Source organism: Rhizobium sp. WYJ-E13 (assembly GCF_018987265.1).
Lineage (GTDB): Bacteria > Pseudomonadota > Alphaproteobacteria > Rhizobiales > Rhizobiaceae > Rhizobium.
This window is the reverse complement of the sequence record NZ_CP076853.1, coordinates 3,359,212-3,376,706: the sequence shown is the minus strand read 5'-3', so window position 1 is coordinate 3,376,706 and position 17,495 is coordinate 3,359,212. Positions and strand designations below refer to the sequence as shown.

14 protein-coding genes are annotated in these 17,495 nt (G+C 61.0%); 6 read left to right on the top strand and 8 right to left on the bottom strand.

The window, feature by feature from the left end:
• Positions 1–7: 7 nt before the first annotated feature.
• Positions 8–1,402 (top strand): NAD(P)(+) transhydrogenase (Re/Si-specific) subunit beta, encoded by a 1,395-nt coding sequence (locus tag KQ933_RS16840; protein ID WP_216755932.1) that lies wholly within the window; start codon positions 8–10, stop codon positions 1,400–1,402.
• Between the two features lie 45 nt (positions 1,403–1,447).
• On the opposite strand, the gene KQ933_RS16835 is transcribed toward KQ933_RS16840, so the two are convergent.
• From KQ933_RS16835 to KQ933_RS16810, 6 genes are all read right to left on the bottom strand, one after another.
• On the bottom strand, positions 1,448–1,930 hold the full coding sequence (locus tag KQ933_RS16835; RefSeq protein WP_216755931.1) for a DUF992 domain-containing protein: 483 nt from the start codon (positions 1,928–1,930) through the stop codon (positions 1,448–1,450).
• A gap of 62 nt (positions 1,931–1,992) precedes the next feature.
• A complete protein-coding gene (locus KQ933_RS16830; protein ID WP_216755930.1) occupies positions 1,993–3,636 on the bottom strand; it encodes a sensor histidine kinase in 1,644 nt (547 codons plus the stop codon).
• Positions 3,637–3,831: 195 nt separating this feature from the next.
• Positions 3,832–4,920, bottom strand: coding sequence for an FAD-binding oxidoreductase (locus KQ933_RS16825; protein ID WP_216758934.1), 1,089 nt, complete (start codon positions 4,918–4,920; stop codon positions 3,832–3,834).
• Between the two features lie 24 nt (positions 4,921–4,944).
• Entirely contained in the window at positions 4,945–5,811 is an 867-nt protein-coding gene (locus KQ933_RS16820) for a tetratricopeptide repeat protein (RefSeq protein WP_216755929.1), read from the bottom strand.
• A gap of 139 nt (positions 5,812–5,950) precedes the next feature.
• Entirely contained in the window at positions 5,951–6,166 is a 216-nt protein-coding gene (rpsU, locus tag KQ933_RS16815) for a 30S ribosomal protein S21 (RefSeq protein ID WP_003542939.1), read from the bottom strand.
• Positions 6,167–6,345: 179 nt separating this feature from the next.
• Positions 6,346–7,974 (bottom strand): adenylate/guanylate cyclase domain-containing protein, encoded by a 1,629-nt coding sequence (locus KQ933_RS16810; RefSeq protein WP_216755928.1) that lies wholly within the window; start codon positions 7,972–7,974, stop codon positions 6,346–6,348.
• A gap of 287 nt (positions 7,975–8,261) precedes the next feature.
• Between KQ933_RS16810 and KQ933_RS16805 the strand changes: the two genes are divergently transcribed.
• The gene (locus tag KQ933_RS16805; protein WP_216755927.1) at positions 8,262–10,433 is read left to right on the top strand and encodes a CHASE2 domain-containing protein; all 2,172 of its coding nucleotides are present in this window, start codon (positions 8,262–8,264) and stop codon (positions 10,431–10,433) included.
• Positions 10,434–10,437: 4 nt separating this feature from the next.
• Here the strand turns inward: KQ933_RS16805 and KQ933_RS16800 are convergent, their stop codons facing one another.
• A complete protein-coding gene (locus KQ933_RS16800) occupies positions 10,438–11,589 on the bottom strand; it encodes a FecR domain-containing protein (protein WP_216755926.1) in 1,152 nt (383 codons plus the stop codon).
• Positions 11,590–11,829: 240 nt separating this feature from the next.
• Here KQ933_RS16800 and KQ933_RS16795 point away from each other — a divergent pair, with 240 nt between their 5' ends.
• The 4 genes from KQ933_RS16795 to KQ933_RS16780 are packed head-to-tail and all read left to right on the top strand — an operon-like array spanning position 11,830 to position 16,968.
• Positions 11,830–13,083: a sarcosine oxidase subunit beta family protein gene (locus KQ933_RS16795; RefSeq protein ID WP_216755925.1), complete on the top strand. Its 1,254-nt coding sequence runs from the start codon at positions 11,830–11,832 to the stop codon at positions 13,081–13,083.
• Between the two features lie 12 nt (positions 13,084–13,095).
• Positions 13,096–13,437: a sarcosine oxidase subunit delta gene (locus KQ933_RS16790; RefSeq protein ID WP_183735305.1), complete on the top strand. Its 342-nt coding sequence runs from the start codon at positions 13,096–13,098 to the stop codon at positions 13,435–13,437.
• Positions 13,434–16,427: a sarcosine oxidase subunit alpha gene (locus tag KQ933_RS16785; protein ID WP_216755924.1), complete on the top strand. Its 2,994-nt coding sequence runs from the start codon at positions 13,434–13,436 to the stop codon at positions 16,425–16,427. Before KQ933_RS16790 ends, KQ933_RS16785 begins: the two co-directional genes overlap by 4 nt.
• Positions 16,420–16,968 (top strand): sarcosine oxidase subunit gamma, encoded by a 549-nt coding sequence (locus tag KQ933_RS16780; protein ID WP_216755923.1) that lies wholly within the window; start codon positions 16,420–16,422, stop codon positions 16,966–16,968. Before KQ933_RS16785 ends, KQ933_RS16780 begins: the two co-directional genes overlap by 8 nt.
• A gap of 15 nt (positions 16,969–16,983) precedes the next feature.
• On the opposite strand, the gene KQ933_RS16775 is transcribed toward KQ933_RS16780, so the two are convergent.
• Entirely contained in the window at positions 16,984–17,472 is a 489-nt protein-coding gene (locus KQ933_RS16775) for a MaoC family dehydratase (protein ID WP_216755922.1), read from the bottom strand.
• Between the last annotated feature and the right edge of the window lie 23 nt (positions 17,473–17,495).

Below are 17,495 nucleotides of genomic sequence, written 5' to 3'. Positions count from 1 at the left end.
GGCATCGATGACCAATCTTGCAGCCTTCCTTTATCTCGTCTCCGGCGTGCTGTTCATTCTGGCGCTGCGCGGGCTCTCGCATCCAGCCACCAGCCGCAAGGGCAATCTCTACGGCATGATCGGCATGGGGATTGCGATCCTCACGACGCTGGTGCTGGCAACGCCGGATTTCGGCGGCTTCGTGCTCATCATCCTCGGCCTTGCCATCGGCGGCAGTGCGGGCGCCTATATCGCCCGCACCATCGCCATGACTTCGATGCCGCAGCTTGTGGCCGGCTTCCATTCGCTGGTCGGCCTTGCCGCGGTTCTGGTCGCCGCATCGGCGCTCTATACGCCTGATGCCTTCGGAATCGGCGAGATCGGTCAGATCCATACCGAAGCACGCATCGAAATGGCGCTCGGCGTGGCGATCGGCGCGCTGACCTTCACCGGCTCCATCATCGCTTTTCTTAAGCTCGACGGGCGCATGTCCGGCAAGCCTATCCTGCTGCCCTTCCGGCATCTGATCAACATCACCCTGCTTGCCCTGATCGTGCTCTTCATCATTGGGCTGGCGGTGACGGAAAGCCATTTCGACTTCTGGGCGGTCGTGGCTCTGTCGCTGGCGCTCGGCGTGCTCCTGATCGTGCCGATCGGCGGCGCCGACATGCCAGTCGTCGTGTCGATGCTGAATTCCTATTCGGGCTGGGCCGCCGCCGGCATCGGCTTCACGCTCGGCAATCTGGCGCTCATCGTCACCGGCGCGCTGGTCGGTTCCTCGGGCGCGATCCTGTCTTATATCATGTGCAAGGGTATGAACCGCTCCTTCATCTCCGTTATCCTTGGCGGTTTCGGCGGCGAGACGTCGGGTGGTGCGGCGGATAACTCGGACAAGACCGTCAAGCTCGGCTCGGCCGAGGATGCGGCCTACCTGATGGCGAATGCCTCGAAAGTCATCATCGTGCCTGGCTACGGCATGGCGGTGGCGCAGGCACAGCATGCGCTGCGCGAACTCGCCGATAATCTCAAGAAGAACGGCGTGGAAGTGAAGTACGCGATTCATCCGGTTGCCGGCCGCATGCCCGGCCATATGAACGTGCTGCTTGCCGAGGCCAATGTGCCTTATGACGAAGTCTTCGAGCTTGAGGACATCAACTCGGAATTCGCCCAGGCCGATGTCGCCTATGTCATCGGCGCCAACGACGTCACCAACCCGGCGGCGCGCGACGACAAGACCTCGCCGATCTACGGCATGCCGATCCTCGACGTCGATAAGGCCAAGACCTGCCTGTTCGTCAAGCGTTCGCTCGGCTCGGGCTACGCCGGCATCGACAACACGCTGTTCTACAAGGACGGCACGATGATGCTGCTTGGCGATGCCAAGAAGGTGACGGAAGAGATCAACAAGGCGATCGGTCATTAATCGAAAAGCCCGCTTCGGCGGGCTTTTCATTTGCGCCGCGAGCGATCAGATTTCGCCAGGCACCAGTGTCATCTTCTCGACACCGACGGCGAGATTGAGACCTTCCTGGGCCTGCAGGTTCAGTGGCTGCAGCATGAAGGCCTTGTTGGTGCCGCCGGCAATGACCTTGGCACCTCCGCCGGCACCGAGGCTGGCATCAGCGCCAATGCCGTAATATTCTCCTGCCAGCGCGAAATCGGGAACATTGGTGCCGGTCTTGGCAAGCACCTGCCAGATCATCACGCTCTTGCCGGTCTGGCCGATATCGATGCCGAATTTCTCGATCTTGCCGGCATAGACCGCCTTCGGGCCGCCGGAAGCTGGCGTATAGGTGCAGATCAGGTTCTTCTCAGACGTGACGATCAGCCCCTGGCCGCCATCCGATCCGCACACGAGTCGGCCAAGCGATATATAGTCGGCAGCTGCGGCGGACCCGGCCCAGGCTGCAGCCGAAACGACTGCCGCAGCAATCATGGTTTGCTTGAACATGGTCCTTCTCCTTCTGAATGACCTGTTCGAAACGGGCGGTTGCAGTGATTGTTCCGGTCGCGCTAATCGCGCTCCATCATCCCACGCTGGGCGGTGAGGATCCAGACGAGACCTTCCGGGCGGAAGTCAATATCGACCTTGCCCCGGAAAGCGGCGGCGGCATGTGCCTTGATGACGGTGGTGCCGAAGCCGGTGCGCGCCGGCGGTTTCACCACCGGACCACTGCTTTCAGTCCAGGTGAAACGCAGCATGTTGTCCTCTGCCGGCTGCCATTCGAAACGCACACGGCCTTGAGGCACGGACAGCGCTCCGTATTTTACCGAGTTGGTAGCAAGTTCATGCAGTGCCAGGCCGAGGTTCTGAACGGCATCGGGCTTGAGGATAAAATCCGTACCCTCGATTTTCACCTGTTCACGGGCCTGCGGAAAAGCCTGAAGATGAATATCGATGACGCGATGCAGCGAGACGCCGGACCACTGCTCGCCTGTCAGAAGCTCGATCGAGCGCACGAGCCCTTCAAGGCGATGGGCGACGGCTAGCCGGAATGTCTCGACGCTGTCGGCCCGCTTCGAGAGTTGACGCATCATGGCGAGAACAAGCGTCAGCAGGTTCTTGGTACGATGGACCAGTTCATGCATGACGAAGCGCAGCCGGTCCTCGCTCTGGCTACGGTCGAAAGAGGCATTGGAAAGCGCAATCGCCACCTGGTTGGCCTCGATAACGCTGGTTTCGACCGGCGAGACGATATGGCCTTCGCCGAGCCGGTTCGCCATGTCGGCAATTTCACGGATCGTGGAGCGGACCTGCCGGGCAACGGCATAGGTGGCAAGCACGGCGACGAGCAGCAGCACGAGGCCGCCGATCAGCAGGAAGCGCCAAGTGCTGACGATCGGTGCTTGTGCAGTTGCGATCGGCCCCCATACCACCGTCTTCCAGGACCAGCCGGGAATCTGCGCATAGCCCAGCATGGCGTGCGGGAGGATGTCGCTGTCTTCGAAAACGCCGCTGGAAGCGACGAGCGATGGCAGAATGCGCGGGTCGAAGGGTTCGCCGGGCTGCAGATTGGCGGGGCCGCGGCTTGCTACGACATGACCACCCTGATCGATCACCGCTGCCGACCAGCCGGATGCAAGACCTTCGGTCGTGACGAGTTTTGCGAGGTCGCTGGCATTCTGGGTGATGATCAGCGCGGCGACAGGATCCTCGTCACGCGGCAGCGTGACGTTATAGACCCACGTGCCGCTCGTTGCGCCCATGAAGACGTCCGAGGCTTCGATCCGGCCAGATTTCATGGCGGCTTCGAGAGCCGCTGGATTCGTCATCTTGCCAAGCGGGGTGCCGAAGTCGCGACGAGTATTGAGAAATTGCTGCCCGGTCCTGTCGACGGCGATCACATAGAGCGTATCGCCGCGCAGTGCCGTTTCCGTACGGTTGTAGAAAGACTCATAGTCGCCGCCCTCCAGCTCGGGAGAGGAGGACAGCAGCCGCAATGTCGTGGCCATATCCTGAAGCTGGCGATCGATGGTTCGCGACAGCGCCAGCGCATCCTGCGCGGTTTCGCGCTTGAGCGTGGACCGCTGATTGTCCTCTAGCTGCATGAGGAGAAGGGCAACGAAGGCGAAGATCGGCAGTGCAATCGCCACGGCCATGGCGACGAGATATGTTCCGATCGAAGCTTTCGGGAAAAGACGTACGGCAAACTTCATCGATGCCGCCCCCGGTCTGTCGGGGCTTGATGTTGCGGAAGCACGGTTTCGCCTGCCGTCACGAAAGCAAGAATCCGCATCACTCGCAAACGCCCCTTACATTCGTACCGCCCAATAGCCCGCTATTAAAGCAAGGCCATGTTAGGGGGCAGGGCATTTGGTTGCAACCTACTAAAATAGTCAGGTGTAAAATCGTCAATTTTTTGCCGACTGTTCTGCGTCGGCGAAGCGCTGCAACCGGAAGGGCATGAGGCTTTCGTCACTCTTGCCTGACAGAAGCTCGTCGGCGGCAAGCAGGCCTGCAAGCGGAGCAAGTGTGACACCGGAGTGCATCACCGCGGCATAAAGACCCGGCAGGCCAGCATTTCCGATGATGGGGAAACCATCAGCCGGTGTCGGGCGATAGCCGATAGTGAAGAAATCGAACGTCAAATCGCCATTGTCTATGATCGTCGCCTTCACGCGTGCGAAGAGTTCCGCAGCGCTTGCCTGATGGTCTTCGCCGGGGTCGCCGCCACCGAAATCCGTGCCGGCGATGATTCGGCCCTCCGCTGTCTGGCGCATATGCAGACGCGGTGTCATGACGAGGCCGTTCAAGCGTTTCGAGACAGGACGGGAGTGCACGATCAGGCCGGCCGGCGTGGAGAGCGGCAATGTTATTCCCGCCGAGGCAGCGATCGGAACTGCGCCTGCGCCTGCGGCCAGCACGACATGATCGGCTTCGAGCATGCCTTCCGACGTGACGACCCCGATGATTCGTCCGCCACTCTGCAGCAGACCGTTGACCGTGGCATGAACGAACGTCGCACCATGCGCCTCGGCATCCGCAAGCAGCAAACGTGCGGCGGCAATGGGCTCGACCGCGCCCTCTTCTGCGACATGGAGGGCGAAATCCGGATACTCGCCGAGGCCGGGTTCGAGCAGCGCGCTTTCCTCCCGGTTCAGCCGGGTGATACCGTAGCCCCAACGGCCATGCTCATCGGCATAGGCTTCGAGATCGGCCGGCGGCATATCCCAGCAGAGACCGCCGCACCAGGCAAGCGGCAGGCCGGGCAGTTCCCGCGCCAGCCGCTTCCATTCGGCCATCGCCCTGCGGCGGAAATGGAAATAGAATTCAGGATTGCCCCAGCTCGCATTGATCCAGGCAAAAGAGCAAGGTGTCGCCACGCCGCCGAGTTCTTCGCCGATGATGGTGACTGCTGCACCCTTGCGTGTGAGATGCCAGGCGATGGAGGCGCCAATGATGCCGGCGCCGACGACGATTACATGCGGTTTCGCTGTCATCGTCATCACCTCTTCCTGTTTCTGCTAGCCGGCCGTGCCGCCGACGCGGGCAAGGCCGTCCCGGGCCGGCTGGTACTTCGGATCGAGGCCGACAGCGTGGCGGTAGGAACGGATTGCCTTATCCTTCTCGCCGCGGCGCTCGTAGACGAGAGCCTGGTTTGCCCAGGATTCGGCGAGGTTGCCATTCAGTTCGATCGCGTGGTTGAAATCCGCGAAGGCGTTGTCGTCGTCGTTCAGCGCGATATAGGAAATGCCGCGGCCATTATAGGGCTCGGGCGAGTTCGGCGAGAGCGAGATCGCCTTCGAGAAGTCGTCGATCGCCTTATCCTGCTGATTGCGCTTCTGATAGATCAGGCCACGGTTGTGGTAGGCGCGGCCATCCGTCGTGCCGAGCTGGATCGCTTTCGAGAAATCGTTAAAGGCCTGATCGTCCTGGCCGGCCATGCGGTAGACATTGCCGCGGCCGATATAGGCGACGTCATAGCTCTGATTGATCTGCAGCGCGGCATTGTAATCGCCGATCGCCTGCGCCTGCTGACCCATGTTGCGGTAAACCAGCGCGCGGTTGGCATAGGCCTGGAAGAAACGCGGATTGATCTGCAGCGCGGTATTGAAGTCGTCGAGCGCCTTGCGGAACTCGCCGGCGCGACCATAGGCGGAACCGCGGACATTATAGCCTTCCGGATCGCGCGGATTGGCATTGATGACGGCCGTCAGCGACGCGATGTTTTCCTGCGAGCCCTGCGCCTTGTCGATGCGGATCACAGCATCAGACGTGTTGGTCGTTTCGCAACCGGCAAGGCCAAGGGCGGCGATAAGAGCCAAAGAGGCAAATAAGACCGATTTCTGCGAACGCAACGAGCGGGACGGATTGAAGGTTATTATAGCCATTCGGGCTCGCTTTCCCCATGCATCATATCCGGCAAGGCGGATATGCAATCTTCAGCAGCAAACTAAAAAAGGCGGCGGCGAAACTCATCGCCCCCGCCACACATGCACCTGAAAACGTCGAAAAAACGACGGCACCGCCTCAGCGTGCTGCAACCAGACCTTCGCGCTGCGCGCGCTTGCGGGCCAGCTTGCGAACACGACGAACAGCCTCGGCCTTTTCGCGAGCACGCTTCTGCGACGGCTTCTCGTAGTAGTCGCGCATCTTCATTTCGCGAAAAATGCCTTCGCGCTGCATCTTCTTCTTGAGAGCGCGGAGAGCCTGGTCAACATTGTTATCGCGGACAAGTACCTGCACGAGAATCACGTTCCTTTGGTTTGGTTGATGCCGGAAGGCGGCGCAGCGCCTGGGGCAAAAATATAACGTTCGCGCGGCCGCAGCCTTGCGATTGGTGAAGCGGGATAGCAGATCGAGGGAGTGAAGTCCAGACGGCATGTGCGAATGGGCGGAAAAATGCCGCCCATGATTACAGGGCGCTAGGAACGCGCCGTCTCGGGCTTGGTTTCGTCGAGCGCGGCGATCGCTTCCTTCAGCGCGGCTATCACGCGGGAACGGTCGGCGGGCTCAAGCCGGGCCATGTCCAGATGCAGGTCCAGGCCGGCCAGATGTTCGCTCAGAACGCGGCTCTTCTGATTGGTGCCGAGCATCAGCCCGTCCACGGCGTAAGGTACGATCTCCCGCTGGATCCCCTTCATGGTGATCGGCGGCAGGGGATGGGCGTCGACGATATCCTTCACCAGCGCATAGGTTTCGTAGCTGATGACGATTTCGCCGCCCTGGGCGATCGATTGAAGGCGGGCGGCGAGGTTCGCTTCGGCGCCGATGATCGTATAGTCCATGCGGTCGTTGCTGCCGAAATTGCCGACGTTGCAGTAACCGCTGTTGATCCCCATACGTACCACGAAGGGCTCCTCGGTGCCGTTCCTGCGCCATCTGTCCTTCAGTTCACCGAGCCGGTGCTGCATGTCCACCGCCATGCGCAGGCATGCCTTGGCATCTTCCTCCGGCCCCTTGGTCTCGGGATCGCCGAAGAACACCAGCATCGCATCGCCGATGAACTTGTCCACCGTGCCGCCGTGGTTAAGTGCGATGGCGGACATTTCGGTCAGATATTCGTTCAGCATCTCCGTCAGTGCTTCCGGCTGCAGGCGCTCTGTCGTCGCGGTGAAATCCTTGATGTCGGAGAAGAAGATCGTCAGGCGCTTGCGCTCGGTGTGGACGACCACATCCTTCTGGCCGCTGAAGATGCTCTTGTAGATCTGCGGCGGCAGGTAACGGGAAATCTTGAGAGAAACGCTGGCGAGGAATTCGTTTGCGGCTTCAAGGTCGCGGTTGGCGCTATGGATGACGCGCGTCTGCTGACGCTGCAGGACGATGAAGCTGATGCCGATGATGGCGACGAAGAAGAAGTAGCAGAGCAGATATTTGAAGGCGAGAATATTGCTCGCATAGGGCTGACGGATGATGACTTCCTGGATGCCGCGCACATCGCCCACCTTCCAGTCTTTCTTCGGGCTTTCAGGATGGGTATTGTGGCAGGCTACACAGGCCTGACCCATGACGACAGGTGTGATGAGCCGCAGGGTATCGGTAAATCCGACGCGGGTGAGATCCGTCAACGTCTGGCCAGAATTGGTGCGCAGAGTCGTGAGCGACGCCTTTTCGAAACTATCGAGATCGTGAGGCGCACGGTTCTTGAAGGGCAGGTCGGAGAGGAAGCGATAGGTAATATTGGCCTGCTGCTCCTTGATGACGTCGCCGAGTTCCAGCGAAAGCGTCGCCGGCAGCGGAATGGCGCCTGGAATATTGGCATAGTTGTGGGAGACGACGGTGCCGCTGACGTCACCTGCCTGATGGGCAGCAAGCACCCGGCCGACGACATTGGCCGAATAATAGGAGCGGATGCTTGTGACGAGCGAGCTCATGTCCCGCGCCTGCCGGCGCAGGGCGCTTTCGGAGAGGTCGCTGATATCAAGCCAGACAGCGAGCGGCAGTCCGGCAAGCATCGCCAGCACGACGACGATCAGCCAGTAGCCGCTTCTGCGCGCGCTGAAAGCCGAATCTTCGGCAGTTCTTGCCGTGGTCTCTCCTTGCGGATCTGCCATGGCTCATCCCCTCGACATCAATCGCATTGTTAAATCCCCTGAGACACAGAAACATTTCGTCGCGTGCGCGGCAAGGCCGACGCTTGAAGGTCGGGCTGAAAGCGAGGACCAAATCTGGAAGTAATTCCACGCTGTGTTGCCGTTACATCTCAGCGAAAATACTGAGCCAGTGCCGATGGGCGGATTCTGCATTGCCGTCTGTTTGTTTTTCAGCTTGTGCGCATGAGCGAATGGTCTTTGACGTCGAACAGGCGTAGCCTGCCTGCGGCGGGGAGGTCGGGCAAAACATGACGCGCTTGCAGCAGATCGGTGTGCTGATCGGCCTGATCATCGTGGCCGCGCTTACGATGTTCCGGGCAAGCGATCCGCCGGTGCTGAAGCAGATCCGCGACGTTACCTTCGATGAGTATCAGCGCCTCGTGCCGCGCAGTTTCGCAGCGATGCCGGTCCGGGTGGTCGATATCGACGAGGCTTCCCTGCGGGAGTTCGGCCAGTGGCCCTGGCCGCGCGACAGGCTGGCAACGCTGGTCGAGCGTCTCTCCGACATGGGAGCGGCGGCCATCGCCTTCGACGTCATCTTCGCCGAGCCCGACCGAATGTCGCCGCGCAATGTCATCCAGGAGGTGGAGGGCGTCGATCCATCGCTCGCGGCGCAATTGCCCGACAATGACGAGATATTCGCGCAATCGATCGAAGGAAAGCCTGTCGTTCTGGGCTTCGGGCTTTCCAACGAGGGCAATTACAAGCCGCCGGTAAAAGCCGGCTTTGCCTTTACCGGCGAAAGTCCGCTAGCCGCACCTCCGCATCTTAACGCTTCCACGCCGCTCCGGCCGAGGCTGGAAGCGAATGCCGCGGGGCTTGGCCATGTCAGTCTCAATCCCGGCAGCCCCTCATCGGTGGTCCGCGCAGTGCCGTTGTTCCTCAGCGATGGCGAGCAGTTTTATCCCAATCTTGCGATCGAAGCGTTGCGGGTAGCGCAGAGTGCTTCGACCTATGTGCTGGCCGGCGCGCCAGACCGGGCAGGGATCATCACCTCGGCGAAGATTGGTGATTTCATCGTCCCGCTGACGGCTGCCGGAGAGATCTGGCTTTATGTGACGCCGAACCGGGCGGAACGTTATATCTCGGCCCGAAAGGTCCTTGCTGCCGGCGGAGCGGCCCCTGATGTTGCTGCTCAGATCGAAGGCAGCATCATCTTCATCGGCACGTCGGCGGTCGGACTGCAGGATATCCGCACCACCGCGCTCGGAGAAAATGTGCCCGGTGTTTCGCTACAGGCACAGACGGTCGAGCAGATCCTCTCGGGCCGCTACCTGTCACGGCCGGACTGGGCCGACGGGCTGGAGATTCTCTCCATTGCCGTGCTCGGTTTCCTGCTTGTTCTTGTCACAACCTTCGTCAGTCCGGCCGTGGCTTTGGTCTGCGGCCTGGCGATCACCGCGATGGCGCTTGCCGCTTCGTGGTTCTGCTTTCTCTATACCGGTCTGCTGTTCGATCCGTTGGCGCCGATCGTCAGCGGCTCCATCACGCATTTTGCAGCAACATCGTTCCGCATCCTCGTCATCGACAGGGAGCGACGGGAGGTGCGGCGCGCCTTCGGCCATTACCTCTCGCCTTCGCTCCTCCACAGGATCGAGCATACGCCCGATGCGCTGAAGCTTGGCGGGGACGAGCGAGAGCTCACCATGATGTTCGTCGATGTGCGCAATTTCACCGAAATCAGTGAAAGGCTGACGCCGACCGCCGTCGTCCAGTTTCTCAATACGCTGCTCGATGCGCTGAGCCGTCATGTTGTCGGGAACGAGGGAACGCTCGATAAATTCATCGGCGATTCCATCATGGCGTTCTGGAATGCACCGGTCGATGTTTCGGATCATGGAACAAAAGCGCTGCGAGCGGCGCTTGCCATGCGTGAGACGTTAGCCGAGCTCAATGCGCGTGACGCCTTCGGTTTCGGCAGCGCTCAGCAGGTCAGGATCGGCATCGGCATCCATACCGGCCTTGCCTGTGTCGGAAATATGGGCGCAAAGACGCGCTTCAACTATTCGGCGGTTGGTGACGCCGTGAATGTCGCGGCGCGCATCGAATCCTGCTGCAAGGACGTCGGTTTCGATATCCTGATCTCCGACAGCACGGCGCGGGCACAGAGCGGCGCGGCGCTCTTGGAGGCGGGAGCCATTCCGCTCAAGGGAAAGAGCAGCCGAACGCAGATCTTTGCCGTGATCGGCGACGAGAAGGTCGCCACCTCGCCGGAATTTGGTGCCCTGCATCTCGTCCATGAAGACGTGATGAGTGCCTTGCGTGTGCGCTCGAGGAACAGCCGCAAGCTGATCGGTGCGGCAAAGCTCGCCGGAGTACAGGTCTTGCCCGGTCTCACCGAATTCTACGAGCGGATATCGGGCAGGAATGATCATTTCCGGGAGGAAATCGATCTGCCGGAAAACCAGGCCGTTGAATAATCAGTCAGCGATTGCGATTCCAGTCCCTGCTCCCGTTTCCGCCCCAGCCGTGATTCCGGTCATGGCCACGGTGGTCGCGATCCCGATCTCTTCCCGTGCCCTGGTCGTTGCCGGCGGTCTGGTTTTCACCACCGCCTCTTTCCTGTCTGCTCGGCTGGTCCTGATGGTTATCTGCCCTTTCCGTACGGCTTGGCCTGTCAGACGCGCCATGTCTGTCCGCACGATTGGACCCGTCGTGCCGGTCCGGCCTTCCGTGATCGCCTCTATCGTCCTTATTCTTCCAGCCATGCTTGTCGTGTTTGTCGTGCCAGCCGTCCCCTGGTTTGTCATGGTGGGGTTTGTCATGATGCGGCTTATCGTGATGCGGTTTTTCCGGCCGCTGCTTCGGCGGATCATCCGGCTTCTGCTGTTGATGCTGGGGTGGGGGATCCGGATCCCGTGGCCGGGGTTCCTGGCGAAGCCGGTCTTTGCGCTCGGGCTCAACCGAGGCCATCCGGCAGCCGCCAAGCAGGCCAAGGCCGCCTGATAGACTCTGATTGCCGGAAAGGAAGGGAAGGGCGCGCTGGTTGCCCAGTCGCTGCAGCACGGCGCGGTTGACGGGTTGCGCATCCGTCATGTTGCCGTTCGGCCGCGCAATGACGCAATCGCAACGCTGCTGCAATTGCCGGCAGCCGCCCGGGCCGCAGAAGCTGGCCGCACCGTTCAGCAACACCACGGCAGTCGTACCGTCAGGGCCGACATAGAAATCGAAAGCGGTGCCGCGCACGCCGATCGTGCCCGCCGGCGTCTGGATCTGGTAAGCCGAGGATTTCGAGTTGCCGCTGACCCAGCGGAACGTGCCCTTGGCCGCCTTGATGGAGAGGCGTTTGACGGAGTCGGAATCGTCGTAAACATATTTGTCTATGACAACGGACGAGCCCCACCCGACGGCAAGCTTGGTGCCGTCGCGGAAGACGAACTGGCCGAGCCCCGATTGGGAGGTGCGGATACGCTCGTTGCGATGGACCTCGTCATTGACGATGATCGGACCGGCCTGTCCGCTTACTTCGGTTTTGATGAGGGTTGCCTGGCCGACGGGCTCTGCGGCAAGCGCAGGCCATGCGCTCAACAGCGCGAGGCAGAAGCCCGCGATCCCTTTGCTACGCAAACCCAACATGTGACACTCCACATATCGGAACATTAGCATTTGCAGTCGGTCGCTTCTGCCTGCCCTGTTGGGTGAGAAAAGGGTTATGCCGCTTTTGCGAAGGGAGACGGCCACAAATGGAGGCGGTGCAGCTGTCGTCGTGTCAAAACAAGAGCTCTTTCACGTCGCAAAAGAACCGTTGTGCCGCAATTCGATTTGCGATTTGTATGGCCACGACGAACAGCTTTTGCCTGAAGGAGATGATGGCGGATGCGGAAATATTCGGTTTTTGCCGTAGCGCGGGAGGCTCTGCGCGGGCACAGGGGCTGGGAAAAGCAGTGGACCTCGCCGGAGCCGCGACCCGAATATGACGTCATCATCATCGGCGGCGGCGGCCACGGGCTGGGCGCGGCCTACTATCTCGCCAAAGAGCATGGCATCAGCAATGTGGCGGTGCTGGAAAAGGGCTGGCTCGGCGGCGGCAATACCGGCCGCAACACCACGATCATTCGCTCCAACTATCTCTATGAAGAGAGCATGCATATCTACGAGCACTCGATGAAGCTCTGGGAAGGGCTGTCGCAGGAGCTCAACTATAATGTCATGTATTCGCCGCGTGGCGTCATGATGCTGTCGCACAATGTGCACGACATGCAGAGTTTCAAGCGGCATATCCATGCCAACCGGCTTTACGGTATCGACAATGAATGGTTGACGCCGGAGCAGGCCAAGGCCTATTGCCCGCCGCTCGATATTTCGGCGACGGCGCGCTATCCGATCAACGGTGCAGCCCTGCAGCGTCGCGGCGGTACGGCACGTCACGATGCCGTTGCCTGGGGTTATGCGCGTGCGGCGTCCGATCGTGGCGTCCACATCATACAGAATTGCGAAGTCACCGGCATCCGCCGCGGTCCGGACGGACGCGTGACCGGTGTCGAGACCAACAGGGGCTTCATCGGCGCAAAGAAGGTCGGCGTTTCGGCCGCCGGTCACACGACAACGGTCATGAAGATGGCGGACGTGCGCGTGCCGCTGCAATCGAGCCCGCTGCAGGCGCTGGTTTCCGAGCCGCTCAAACCGATCTTCCCTTGCGTCGTGATGTCGAACACGGTGCATGCCTATATCTCGCAGTCCGACAAGGGCGAACTCGTCATCGGCGCTGGCACGGATCAGTATAATTCCTACTCCCAGACCGGCGGCCTGCAGATCATCACGCATACGCTGGATGCAATCTGCGAACTCTTCCCGATGTTCCGCCGCGTGAAGATGATGCGCCAATGGGGCGGTATCGTCGACAACACGCCGGATCGTTCGGCCATCCAGTCGAAGACGCCCGTTCCGGGGCTTTACGTCAATTGCGGCTGGGGTACTGGCGGCTTCAAGGCGACGCCGGGTTCGGCCAATCTCTTCGCCCACCTGATCGCCCGCGACGAGCCGCACAAGTTCAATGCCGGGCTGACGCTGGAGCGCTTCCGATCCGGCCGGCTGATCGACGAGGCGGCAGCTGCCGCCGTCGCGCACTGACAGGAGGACGACATGCTGCTGATCTACTGCCCTTACTGTCAGGAAGAGCGCTCCGAGCTCGAGTTCCGTGGAGCCGGTGACGCCCATATCGCTCGGCCGACCAATATCGCTTCGATCTCGGATGAAGCGTTCGAGGAATATTTCTTCCTGCGCGACAATCCGAAAGGCCTGATCTTTGAACGCTGGCGGCACATGCACGGCTGCGGGCGCTTCTTCAACGCGGCGCGCGATACCGTGAGCGACAAGTTCATCATGACCTACAAGGCCGGTGAACCGAAGCCTGACATCGGGACTGCGGCCGAGCCGCATGCGCCGGTCGAAACTTATGAAGCTGTTGAAGGAGAGGCCCAATGAGCGGCGCGAACCGTATTGCCGGCAAGGGCCGGCTGACGCCCGCCAGGACCGCGCGTTTCACCTTCGACGGCAACAGCTATACGGCGCTCGAAGGCGATACTGTTGCCTCAGCCCTGATTGCCCATGGCGTGCACCTTGTCGGCCGGTCGTTCAAATATCATCGCCCGCGCGGCATTCTTTCGGCTGGCGCCGAGGAGCCGAATGCATTGATCGATGTCGCGCGCGACAGCGCCCGCAAGCAGCCGAACGTCAGGGCAACCGTGCAGGAAGTCTTCGACGGCATGATCGTGAAGTCGCAGAACCGCTGGCCGTCGCTTTCCTTCGATATCGGTGCGATCAATAACCTGTTCTCGCCTTTCTTCGCAGCGGGCTTCTACTACAAGACCTTCATGTGGCCTCGGGCTGCGTGGAAACGCGTATACGAGCCGATGATCCGCCGCGCTGCCGGCCTTGGCGTCGCACCCACAGAGGGCGATCCTGACCATTACGCCAGCCGCTACGCTCATTGCGACGTGCTGGTCGCCGGCGCCGGCATTGCCGGGCTTTCTGCAGCACTTGCCGCTGCAGAAGCCGGCGCCAAAGTCATCCTTTGCGACGAGCAGGCGGAAGCCGGCGGGGCGTTGCGTTTCGATGTTGGCGTCAAGGTGGATGGGCTTGACGGCTACGCCTGGGTACAGAAGACCCTTGCGCGGCTGAAGGCCATGGAGAATGTGCAGGTCCTGACCCGCACGACAGCCTTCGGCTACTACAACCACAATTTCGTCGGCCTCGTCGAACGGGTCACGGACCATATTGCTCGTCCCACCCGCGATCTGCCGCGCGAACGGCTGTGGCAGGTCCGCGCCAAGCGCGTTGTGCTTGCGACCGGGGCGATCGAGCGGCACATGGTATTTCCGAATAACGACCGGCCGGGTATCATGCTCGCCTCGGCTGGCCGCATGTACCTCAATCATTATGGAGTCGCGGTCGGCCAGAAGGTCGGTATCTATACCGCGCATGACTCGGCTTACGAGGCTGCCTTTGACCTGAAGCGCGCAGGTGTGTCGATTGCAGCGATCGTTGATATCAGGCAAGCGCCGGGTGCGGCGGTGCTCACTGAGGCTCGTGCGCTCGGTATCGATGTGATGACCGGCCAGTCGGTCGTCAACACATCGGGCGCGTTGCGCATCTCCTCTATGACGGTGGCGCGCAACGGCGGTGGTTCGCCACGCAAGATCGCCGTCGATGCGCTGCTCGTCTGCGCCGGCTGGACACCCTCTGTACATCTCTTCTCGCAGTCGCGGGGCAAGGTTGCCTTCGATGCGGAGACGCAGCGTTTCCTGCCAGGCACCTACGCGCAGGACTGCCTTTCCGTCGGCGCATGCAACGGGACGGACGGCCTGCAGCAAACCGTCGAGGAATCGCTTGCCGCCGGCGAGCTGATGGCGCGGGCTGTTGGCAGACAGGCGGGCAGCAAGATCGGGATTTCGGTCGAGCAGGCCTTCAACTGGACGGGTGGCATGATCGGTGCGGCCGAAGGTGCCGGGCCGGACACGAATGCCAAGGCCTTCATCGACTTCCAGCACGACGTCTGCGCCAAGGATATCCGCCTTGCTGTGCGCGAGGGCATGCATTCGATCGAGCATATCAAGCGCTTCACGACGAACGGCATGGCGTCCGATCAGGGCAAGCTTTCCAACATGCATGGCTTGGCGATCGCTGCCGAAACACTCGGCAAGGATATTCCGCAGGTGGGTCTCACCACCTTCCGCGCGCCCTATACGCCGGTGACATATGGTGCGTTGATCTCGCATTCGCGTGGGCCGTTGTTTGACCCGACGCGCAAGACGCCCCTGCACGCCTGGGAGGAGGCCAAGGGCGCGATCTTCGAAGATGTCGGCAACTGGAAGCGCGCCTGGTTTTATCCTCGTGCCGGCGAAACGATGCATCAGGCCGTTGCCCGCGAATGCCGGACGGCACGCGACGCTGCCGGTATTTTCGACGCTTCTACCCTCGGCAAGATCGAGGTCGTCGGGCCGGATGCCGCCGAATTCATGAACCTCATGTACACGAATGCCTGGGATACGCTGAAACCAGGTAAATGCCGCTACGGCATCATGCTGCGCGAGGATGGTTTCGTTTATGATGACGGCGTCGTCGGCCGTCTCTCCGAGGATCGCTTCCATGTGACGACCACGACCGGGGGGGCGCCGCGTGTTCTCAACCATATGGAAGACTACCTGCAGACGGAATTCCCGCATCTGAAGGTGTGGCTGACCTCGGTGACCGAGCAATGGGCCGTGATCGCCGTGCAGGGGCCGAAGGCGCGCGACATCGTAGCGCCGCTGGTCGAGGGTCTCGATATTTCCAATGAAGCCTTCCCGCATATGAGTGTTGCGGAATGCAATGTAGCCGGCGTTCCGGCGCGGCTCTTCCGTGTCTCCTTCACCGGCGAGACGGGCTTCGAAATCAACGTGCCTGCCGACTACGGCCAGTCGGTGCTGGAGGCCGTGTGGGCCAATGCCGAGCCGCTCGGCGCCTGCGTCTACGGCACGGAGACCATGCATGTGCTGCGTGCCGAAAAGGGCTACATCATTGTTGGCCAGGATACGGATGGCACCGTGACGCCCGACGATGCGGGACTTTCCTGGGCTGTTTCCAAGAAGAAGGCGGACTTCGTCGGTATCCGCGGCCTGAAGCGCCCGGACCTTGTGAAGGAAGGTCGCAAGCAGCTCGTTGGTCTTGCCACCAAGGATGAGAAGCTGGTGCTCGAAGAGGGGGCGCAGATCGTTGCCAACCCGAACCAGCCGAAGCCGATGACGATGCTCGGTCATGTGACCTCGGCCTACTGGTCGGAAAATTGTGGCCGCTCCATCGCCTTTGCATTGGTTGAAGGCGGGCGCAACCTCATGGGCGAGACGCTCTATGTGCCTATGCCGGATCGGACAATTCCGGTCGAGGTGACGGATCTGGTGTTCTTTGACAAGGAAGGAGGCCGTATCCATGGCTGAGGTCGCAATTCGCAAACCGGCGCTTTCCGGTCTCCTTGCCGGTTCGGCGACGGTGCGCGTGACGGTGGCGCCAGTCGCCAGCCGTCTTTCGCTGCGCGCGCCGGGTGAATCCGTATCGGCACTCTCCTCCGCTTTGGGAGTGGCTTTGCCGACTGCACCCAAGACGTCTAGTCGCGCTGCGGGGCGCTCGGTACTTTGGCTTGGACCGGATGAATGGCTTGTGATCGACGAGGCCGGCTCGGACCTGCCTGCACTTCTCACTGGTGCCGACGCTCTTCATTCGGCAGTTGACGTGTCCCATCGCAATGTCGGTATCATCGTCTCGGGACCTGGCGCAGGGGTAACCCTTTCCGCTGGTTGCCCGCAGGACCTGTCGCTCGAAGTCTTTCCGGTGGGCGCCTGCTCGCGGACGATCTTCGGTAAGGCCGAGATCGTGCTCTTTCGAACCGAGGACGATACGTTCCGGGTGGAATGCTGGCGGTCGTTTTCGGATTATGTTTTCGGGCTGCTGGCAGAGGGTGCCGAGGATGCGGGGCACTAAGCTCCGCAGCTTGCCTTAAGCGTCTTCCGGTCGATCCTTTGGGTCGAACTGGATGATCGTGATCCAGCGGGCGGTGAGCGCCGGCTTCTTTTCGTTCTCGATTTCGATCGAGACGTCATAGGTCGTCATCAGCATGCCGGCGCCCCTGAAGCGAGCATCCGAAAGCACGAAGTGGCCGCGGATGCGGGTTCCGCTTTTGACCGGTGACATGAAGCGGATTTTGTCGAAGCCGTAATTGATGCCCATGGTCTGCTCGCGCACCTTGGGCAAGCAGTTGTAGTTCATCGTCGAAAGCAAAGAGAGCGTCAGGAAACCATGGGCGATGGTGCCGCCGAAGGGGCTTTCGGCTGCTGCGCGAACAGGATCGACGTGAATGAACTGATGGTCGCCGGTTGCCCCGGCAAAGGCATCAATCATCTTCTGATCGACGAGTATCCAGTCAGATAATCCTGTTTCCGTGCGAACCAGCTCCCGGACATCCGAGAGCGAAATTTCCGTGACCATGCATTCCTCGTAAAAAGCCGCAG

What these genes read in the sequence shown, in the direction of transcription:
- KQ933_RS16810 (WP_216755928.1), bottom strand. Translation starts at nt 7,974, where the DNA reads ATGGCAGATCCGCAAGGAGAGACCACGGCAAGAACTGCCGAAGATTCG.
- KQ933_RS16830 (WP_216755930.1), bottom strand. Translation starts at nt 3,636, where the DNA reads ATGAAGTTTGCCGTACGTCTTTTCCCGAAAGCTTCGATCGGAACATAT.
- KQ933_RS16800 (WP_216755926.1), bottom strand. Translation starts at nt 11,589, where the DNA reads ATGTTGGGTTTGCGTAGCAAAGGGATCGCGGGCTTCTGCCTCGCGCTG.
- KQ933_RS16795 (WP_216755925.1), top strand. Translation starts at nt 11,830, where the DNA reads ATGCGGAAATATTCGGTTTTTGCCGTAGCGCGGGAGGCTCTGCGCGGG.
- KQ933_RS16805 (WP_216755927.1), top strand. Translation starts at nt 8,262, where the DNA reads ATGACGCGCTTGCAGCAGATCGGTGTGCTGATCGGCCTGATCATCGTG.
- KQ933_RS16785 (WP_216755924.1), top strand. Translation starts at nt 13,434, where the DNA reads ATGAGCGGCGCGAACCGTATTGCCGGCAAGGGCCGGCTGACGCCCGCC.
- KQ933_RS16775 (WP_216755922.1), bottom strand. Translation starts at nt 17,472, where the DNA reads ATGGTCACGGAAATTTCGCTCTCGGATGTCCGGGAGCTGGTTCGCACG.
- KQ933_RS16790 (WP_183735305.1), top strand. Translation starts at nt 13,096, where the DNA reads ATGCTGCTGATCTACTGCCCTTACTGTCAGGAAGAGCGCTCCGAGCTC.
- KQ933_RS16820 (WP_216755929.1), bottom strand. Translation starts at nt 5,811, where the DNA reads ATGGCTATAATAACCTTCAATCCGTCCCGCTCGTTGCGTTCGCAGAAA.
- KQ933_RS16840 (WP_216755932.1), top strand. Translation starts at nt 8, where the DNA reads ATGACCAATCTTGCAGCCTTCCTTTATCTCGTCTCCGGCGTGCTGTTC.
- KQ933_RS16780 (WP_216755923.1), top strand. Translation starts at nt 16,420, where the DNA reads ATGGCTGAGGTCGCAATTCGCAAACCGGCGCTTTCCGGTCTCCTTGCC.
- KQ933_RS16825 (WP_216758934.1), bottom strand. Translation starts at nt 4,920, where the DNA reads ATGACAGCGAAACCGCATGTAATCGTCGTCGGCGCCGGCATCATTGGC.
- KQ933_RS16835 (WP_216755931.1), bottom strand. Translation starts at nt 1,930, where the DNA reads ATGTTCAAGCAAACCATGATTGCTGCGGCAGTCGTTTCGGCTGCAGCC.